This window comes from Protofrankia coriariae (assembly GCF_001017755.1).
Classification (GTDB): Bacteria; Actinomycetota; Actinomycetes; order Frankiales; family Frankiaceae; genus Protofrankia; species Protofrankia coriariae.
This window is the reverse complement of the sequence record NZ_JWIO01000044.1, coordinates 1-7325: the sequence shown is the minus strand read 5'-3', so window position 1 is coordinate 7325 and position 7325 is coordinate 1. Positions and strand designations below refer to the sequence as shown.

Below are 7325 nucleotides of genomic sequence, written 5' to 3'. Positions count from 1 at the left end.
CGCCGCCGTACCGGCGGGACGAGTTCGGCGCCGCCTGGTCGGACGTCGACGGCAACGGCTGCGACACGCGCAACGACATCCTGCACCGCGACCTGACGCTGGTGACCGTGCGGCGGAACTCGTGCACAGTGCTGACCGGTGAGCTGAGGGATCCGTACACCAACCGGATCGTCCGCTTCGACCGTTCACGGTCCGCGAGCGCCGTCCAGATCGACCATGTGGTGGCGCTGGCGGACGCCTGGCGGACCGGGGCCGCCTTCTGGTCGCCGGACAAGCGGCTGGCGTTCGCCAACGATCCGGAGAACCTGCTTGCCGTCAACGGTCCGACGAACCAGGACAAGAGCGACGACGATGCCGCGCAGTGGCTGCCTCCGAACCGGGGATACCGCTGCCGATACGTGGCCCGGCAGATCGGAGTGAAGGCCCGCTACGGCCTGTGGGTGGACGCGGCCGAGCGGGAAGCAATGATCAGAATCCTGAGCGGCTGCCCGGACCAGCCCGTGCTCGGCGCGACGCAGGCCCGCTGACGGCCGACCAGCCGACCCTGCCGGCCGGTGGGGCTGTCGCGCCTGGTAAGCGATCACACACGAGATAGATGATCACTGTAACGACCTGGACGATCGCATCCACGTCACACTCGTCACATCAGGCCACCAAGCGAGTACAGTTAACTTTTCTGTTACCGGAGGGACTCCCGGTTTCTTCCCCGAATACGTTCGATCAGGCGGAGGCCGTCGAGAACCGACACGGGTGAGGCAGACACGGGTGAGTAGGTGAGGAACCGGTGGGACTGGAGGGGGATCGCCTCGATCTGTTCGACCGGCTACAGATCGGAATGGCGCTCGTCGGTGTAGTCGATAATCTGGTGTGGCGGGTGAACGCGGCCGCCTGCCAGATCCTCGGCCGTGGCGAGGCGGAGCTCCTTCGCACGGCCTGGGACGTGCTGATCCACCCGGGCGAGCGGGCGAAACGACCGGACGACGCGTCACTCCACGCGGCCGGCTGTCGCGATGGTCAGCAGGACGTGATCCGGTTCGTCCGCCCGGACGGCTCGGTGGTCCACGCCCTGGCCATCACCACCCTCCTGCGGGACGGCTCCGACCCACGGCCCCACCGTCTCGTTCAGTTCCAGGACATCACCCGGGAGGTGACCGCCCGCCACCACCTGCGGCTGCTGCTGGAGAACGCGCCGGTGACGCTGTTCCTCCTGGACCGGATCGGGCGCGTCGAGCACGCCGGAGGCGGGCGGGACGTCGACCATGCGGGCGCCTCGCGGCCGTCGGCGTCCGAGGCCCTCGAGGCCCTTGAAGCCCTCGGCTCCTTCGACACGCCCAGGGGTCCCGACACCTCCAAGGAGATGACCTCCGGGGGGACGGCCTTCGATGACGTGACGATCCGGCGCATGGCCCGCCGGGCTGCGCGCTCCGGCAAGCGCCTGTCAGGTGTCATCGAGGCGGCTGGACGCCGTTACGACATCCACGCGGTGCCCCTGTCCGCTGCGGACGGCACCGTGACGTCGGTGGCGATGGTCACCACCGACGTCACCGAGCGCGAGCAGGCGCTGGCGGAACTGCGGGTCCGCTCGGCCGAACAGGCGATCGTGGCGGAGCTGGGAGAGCGCTCCCTGCACAACCCCGATCCGCAGCCGCTGTGGCGCGCCGCCGCGCAGATGATCGCCGACCATCTGCGTGCGGACGCCGTCACCGTGCACGAACTGCCCCCCGGGCACGCCGGGCCGTGCCTGGCCACGGCCGTTGGGACGCCGCCCGAACCCGGCATCCTGGTCACGTCGGCGCTCGCGACCCGCGGCCCCGTCCACGCCGACCGCATCCCCGCCTCCGACCGGCAGGACTCGCCGCGGCAGGCAGGCCCGCACAACCAGCCAGGTTTTTTCCGGGACCAGCAGGATTTTCAGGACCAGCAGGGCACGCGCAACGGGCAGGGCCCACCGCAGCGGCGGGACGACGGCCAGGGGGCGCCCTCCGGTGGATGCTCCGGTCTGGCGATCCCGATCGGCCGGCCCGACGACCCGACCGCGATCCTCACGATCTACCGCGGCACGCCGCCGGCCGCGTCCGGCCCTCCCGGCCCGGCCAGCACCTTTCCGGACCGTCCGGAAGGGCCGATCGTGCCCGCGGCAGACGCCACTGGCACGTCCGGCTCCGACTCCAGCTCCGGCTCGTTCACCGATCGCGAGGTCGGGTTCGTGCGGACGGTCGCAACCGTGCTGAGCGCGGCGGCCATCCGGTACCAGGTCGAACGCGACGCCAACCACCGTGCTCTGCACGACGAGCTCACCGGGCTGGCCAACCGCACCGCACTGTTCGAGCGACTCGGCCAGGTCCTGAAGCCCGGCCGCCCGGACCAGGACCAGCCAGCCCGGGGCAGGCAGAAGCAGGACGGGCAGAAACAGTGCCGGCAGCGCCGGACCGGGCTCCTGTTCGTCGACCTCGACGGCTTCAAGGGTGTCAACGACTCGCTGGGGCATCACATCGGCGACCGGCTGCTGTGCGAGGTGGCCACCCGCCTGCGGGGCGCCGTCCGGCCCGGGGACACCGTCGCCCGCCTCTCCGGCGACGAGTTCGCCGTCCTGTGCGAGGAGATCCAGGCGGAAGCCACCCTGTCCACCATCGCCGAGCGGGTCGTGACCGCCCTCTCCGAACCCATGATCCTCGACGGGTGCCAGGTGAGCGTCAGCGCCAGTGTCGGCGTCGCTCTGTCCGGGCCGGCCATCCCCGACCCCGCCGGCCTGCTACAGGCCGCCGACATCGCCATGTACGGCGCCAAGCACCAGGGCCGCGGCCGCTACCTGCTCTTCGAGGAGAGCATGCGCAGCACCTCCCTGGACAGGCTCACCACCGAGAACGACCTGCGCAACGCCCCTGGCACGGGCGATCTCCGGTTGCACTACCAGCCCGTTGTCAGCCTCGGCGGTGAGATCGTCGGAGCCGAGGCTCTCCTGCGCTGGCAGCATCCCGAACGCGGCCTGCTGTATCCCGAGGCGTTCCTCCCCCTCGCCGAGGAGACCGGGATAGTCGTCCCGCTGGACCGGTGGGCCCTGCGTACCGCCTGCCACACCGCGGCCACCTGGGCGGCTACCCGGGCGGCGGGTCCGCCACCGGCATGCCCGCCGCGCATCAGCGTCAACGCCTCTATCCGCCAGTTCACCGACCCCGGTTTCCTGCCCGAGCTCGAGACACTTCTGCGGACCACCAACGCCGACCACCGCTACCAACTCTGCCTCGAAATCACCGAGAGCGCCCTCAGGGACGACGACGAGACCGTCACCAGCACCCTACAGGCCGTGCACGCCCTCGGCGTCGCCATCCACGTTGACAACTTCGGCACCGGCCATCTGTCCCTCACCCGGCTGCGCGGCCTGCCGCTCGACGGTCTGAAAATCGACCGCCGGTTCATCGGCGGGCTGATCGACGATCCCGCCTCCTACGCCATCGCCGCCGCCGGCATCCAGTTGGCCCACGCCCTCGGCATGACCGCCATCGCGAAGGGGGTGGAGACCCCCGAACAGCTTGCCGCACTCACCGATCTGAGCTGCGACCTTGTGCAGGGCGACTACTTCGCCCGCCCCGAACCGCGTCTGCCCGCCCGGCAGACAGCCGCCGCCGGCCAGCCGTGACGAGCCGGGTCCACGGCCACGGTCGGCCCCAGCGACCGCGGCCACCAGCCAGGAATCATGGCCTGTGGCCGGGAAATCCGGTCACATCCGCTCGGGCGCGATGATACCGAGCAGGCCCAGGCCGGTCGCGAGGGCGCGCCGGGTCAGGTCGCACAGGGCGATCCGGCTGGTGCGGACCGGCTCCTCGGCACGGAGAATAGGGCATTTTTCGTAGAAATTCGTGAAAGCGGCCGCCAGGCTGAAAAGATAACCCGCCAGCCGGTGGAACTCGAGCGAGTCGACAATGCCCTCGACCACGTCGCCGAAGCTGAGCAGCTGAACGGCGAGGTGACGTTCCTCGGGCTCGCCGATCCGGATGTCGGCGGCGGTGACCGGATACGTGAGCCCGGCCCGGCGGAACACCGAGCAGATCCTCGCGTGGGCGTACTGCAGATAGGGCGCGGTGTTCCCGTCGAAAGCCAGCATGCGGTCCAGGTCGAAGACGTAGTCCTTTGACCGGTCGGTCGAGAGGTCCGCGTACTTCACGGCACCGATCCCGATCGCCTGGGCGACCTGCGCGCGGGTCTGAGCGTCCAACCCGGGATTCTTCACGGCGATGACGTCGGCCGCCCGGGAAACCGCCTGCTCCAACAGGGCGACGAGCTTCACGGAGTCGCCGGCCCTCGTCCGCAGCATCTTGCCGTCGGCGCCCAGGATCGACCCGTGCCCGATGTGCTCGGCCCGCACGGGCGCGCGAAGCCAACCGGCCTCCCGAGCCACCTCATAGATCATCTCGAAATGCTGGTACTGCGGCAGGCCCACCACGTAGAGCAGCCGGGTCGCGTGCAGGTCACGGATCCGGTGACGAATCGTCGCCAGATCTGTGGTCGCATACCCGTAACCGCCGTCCCGTTTGCGCACGATGAGCGGCAGGGGCTCACCGTCCCGGTTCTTGAACCCTTCCGGGAAGGCACACAGGGCGCCGTCGCTCAGCCGCAGCAGCCCCAGCTCGGTCAGCTCGTCGACGACCGGGCCCAACTGGTCGTTGTAGGAGCTCTCTCCGCGGAAGTCCGCCTCGGTGAGCAGCACACCGAGCTGGGAGTAAACGGTCAGGAAGTACTTCTTGGACTCGCCGACCAGGACGTGCCAGAGCCGGCGTGTCGTCGGGTCGCCGGCCTGGAGCTGGACGACCCGCAGCCGGGAACGCTCCTTGAACGTCTCGTCCGCGTCGAACTTCACCCGGGCGGCCCTGTAGAAGGCGTTGAGATCGCCGACGGAAAGCTCGTGGGCGGCCTCGGACTCGCCGATGTCGAGCAGATGCTCGACCAGCATGCCGAACGGCGTGCCCCAGTCCCCGATGTGATTCTGCCGGACGACCTGATGGCCCAGCCAGCTCAGCAGCCGCACCGCCGCGTCCCCGATGATCGTCGACCGGAGATGGCCGACGTGCATCTCCTTGGCGGCGTTCGGCCCGGAATAGTCGACGACGACCACCTCGGGCTCGGGCACCGGCGCGACGCCGAGCCGCTCGTCGCCGAGCACCTCCCCGAGCAGGCGCTCCAGCGCGGACGCGGCCAGGTGCAGGTTGATGAACCCCGGCCCGGCCACCTCGACCGTCTCGCACAGGTCGTCGAGCTCGGCGGCCCCGACCACTTCGGCGGCGATGTCACGCGGGTTGCGACGAAGGCGGCGGGCCAGTGAGAGGGCCGCGTCCGCCTGGTAGTCCGCTCGCTGCGACCGCCGGATGGCAGGATCGACCTGTTCGCCGGCAACGGCCGTGAAGGCCGCGCCCAACCGCTCGTCGAGAAGACGTTCCAGGCTCGTCACGCCCGTGAATCTACCGACTCGGCGCCCGGCCCGGACCGCCGTGCGCGACCGCACCCACCGATCCGCGCCACGTGCCCGCCGGCCGGGTCCGCGATGCCCACTTCGAGGAGGCTCAGCTTCGAGGATCTCGAGCGCTCCCGGGCGCGGATCTCAACCATGCTCTCGACGGGACGGGCCGACGGCACCGTGGCGGGTTGTCGGCTATACGTTCCGGTCGGCTTTCGGGACGGGCGCTGTGATGGACGAAGAGGTCCGCGCCGGCCTGTCATGACCGCGGTTACAGCTCACGCGGCCCCGGCTGTCGCGGCCCGTGCGGCAGTGGCCGGGATGGAGATCCGATCAGGCCGCGGAGGACGCCCCCCGCGATTCCACCGCACCGGCTTCTTCGTTTTTGTCGGTTTCGACAGGCCGTCGAGCGGGGCCTGGAAGCGCCAGTCGCAGAATGCGCTTCCACACGCTGGACGTCTGCCGCAGCAACGGGCCGGTGTTGTAGGGAAGGCCGAAACGTGCGCACAGGGCGCGTACCTCCGGCGCGATCTGGGCGTACCGGTTGCTGGGTAGATCGGGAAAAAGGTGGTGTTCGATCTGAAAACTCAGGTTCCCGCTCAGGACATGGAACAACGCGGAGCCCTCGATGTTGACCGAGCCCAACATCTGCCGCAGGTACCACTCACCGCGGGTCTCCCCCTCGATCTGCTCCTCGGTGAAAACCTCGACCCCTTCCGGGAAGTGACCACAGAAGATAATCATATGAGCCCAGACGTTACGGATGGTGTTGGCGGTGAGGTTACCGAACAGAACGGGCAGGAAAGCCGGACCGGCGAGCAGCGGGAAGGCCACATAGTCCTTGAAAACCTGACGTCCTCCCTTCCGCAGCGCTGTCGACAGCTGAGCCAGGGTCTCGGCCCAGCTCTTCTCGCCCCGCCAGGCACGTTCGAGTTCGGAGTCGTAGATCGCTATTCCCCACTCGAAGACCATTGCAAGCATCAGGTTGTACAGCGGCTGGGCGAGGTAGACGGGATGCCAGGGCTGCTCCGGGTGGACCCGCAGCGCACTGTAGCCAATGTCCCGGTCCTTGCCGAGAACGTTCGTGTAGGTGTGGTGCACATAGTTGTGGGAATGTTTCCACTGCTCGGCGGGAGACGCGGAGTCCCACTCCCAGGCAGTGGAGTGGATCTCGGGGTCGCGCATCCAGTCCCACTGCCCGTGCAGAACGTTGTGCCCGATCTCCATGTTCTCCAGGATCTTGGCAGTGGCCAGCATCGCGGTGCCCGCCAGCCACGCCGGGGGCAGCAGGGAGGCGAACATGACCGCCCGTCCACCCGCCTCCAGGCTCCGCTGAACGGCGATCACCCGGCGGATGTAGCGGGCGTCGCCCTCCCCCAGACCGGCCAGGATCTCCTCGCGGAGCCGGTCGAGCGCACGACCGAACTCCTCGACATCCACAGCGGTGAGCTGGGTCGTGCCTTCCATACGCATCTCTCCTACAGAGTGTCGTCTCTCTCCTACATAGTGCTGCCAGCAAGATCACGACCTCGCGCGGGAACCTCCCGACTACCACCGTGCGTTTCCTCCCGGTCGTCGGAGGTCGGGAATGGTGCGAGCTCTGCCCGATACACGGCCGGAGAAACGGATCTTCCCGACCTGCACCTCATCCGACAGCGGACAAGCTAGTTATTACTAACAGTAGAAAGTTCAATCACTTTAAGCAACATGGATCTTGTCTGTCATAGCCACTGGCGAGACCGAGGAGTGTCAATGGACGCATTCCGCAAGAATTCATTCCCTTTACCTCTATATCGGAATCGACCAGCCCTTTCCGTGCCGCGCATCCGCGGGAGTGAGCCGGGTGTACTGCCGTCAATGCCGCTAAGATAAGAAC

4 protein-coding genes (1 of these 4 running past the window's edge) are annotated in these 7325 nt (G+C 68.3%); 2 read left to right on the top strand and 2 right to left on the bottom strand.

Annotated elements, in window-relative coordinates; translation table 11 throughout:
• Together FrCorBMG51_RS20320 and FrCorBMG51_RS25655 are read left to right on the top strand one after the other, a co-directional pair.
• Positions 1 to 527: the 3' portion of an HNH endonuclease family protein gene (locus FrCorBMG51_RS20320; RefSeq protein WP_476742218.1), read on the top strand. It extends 499 nt beyond the left edge of the window; only the last 527 of its 1026 coding nucleotides appear in the window; its start codon lies off the left edge, out of view; its stop codon occupies positions 525 to 527.
• A gap of 257 nt (positions 528 to 784) precedes the next feature.
• Positions 785 to 3637, top strand: a complete 2853-nt coding sequence (locus FrCorBMG51_RS25655; RefSeq protein WP_052914876.1) for a sensor domain-containing protein — start codon at positions 785 to 787, stop codon at positions 3635 to 3637.
• An 81-nt stretch (positions 3638 to 3718) separates the two neighbouring features.
• Here FrCorBMG51_RS25655 and argS read toward each other — a convergent pair whose 3' ends face one another.
• Both argS and FrCorBMG51_RS20305 read right to left on the bottom strand, forming a co-directional pair.
• Positions 3719 to 5443 (bottom strand): arginine--tRNA ligase, encoded by a 1725-nt coding sequence (gene argS / locus FrCorBMG51_RS20310; RefSeq protein ID WP_047224632.1) that lies wholly within the window; start codon positions 5441 to 5443, stop codon positions 3719 to 3721.
• 339 nt (positions 5444 to 5782) lie between these two features.
• Entirely contained in the window at positions 5783 to 6916 is a 1134-nt protein-coding gene (locus FrCorBMG51_RS20305) for a fatty acid desaturase family protein (protein WP_047224631.1), read from the bottom strand.
• Positions 6917 to 7325: the final 409 nt, after the last annotated feature.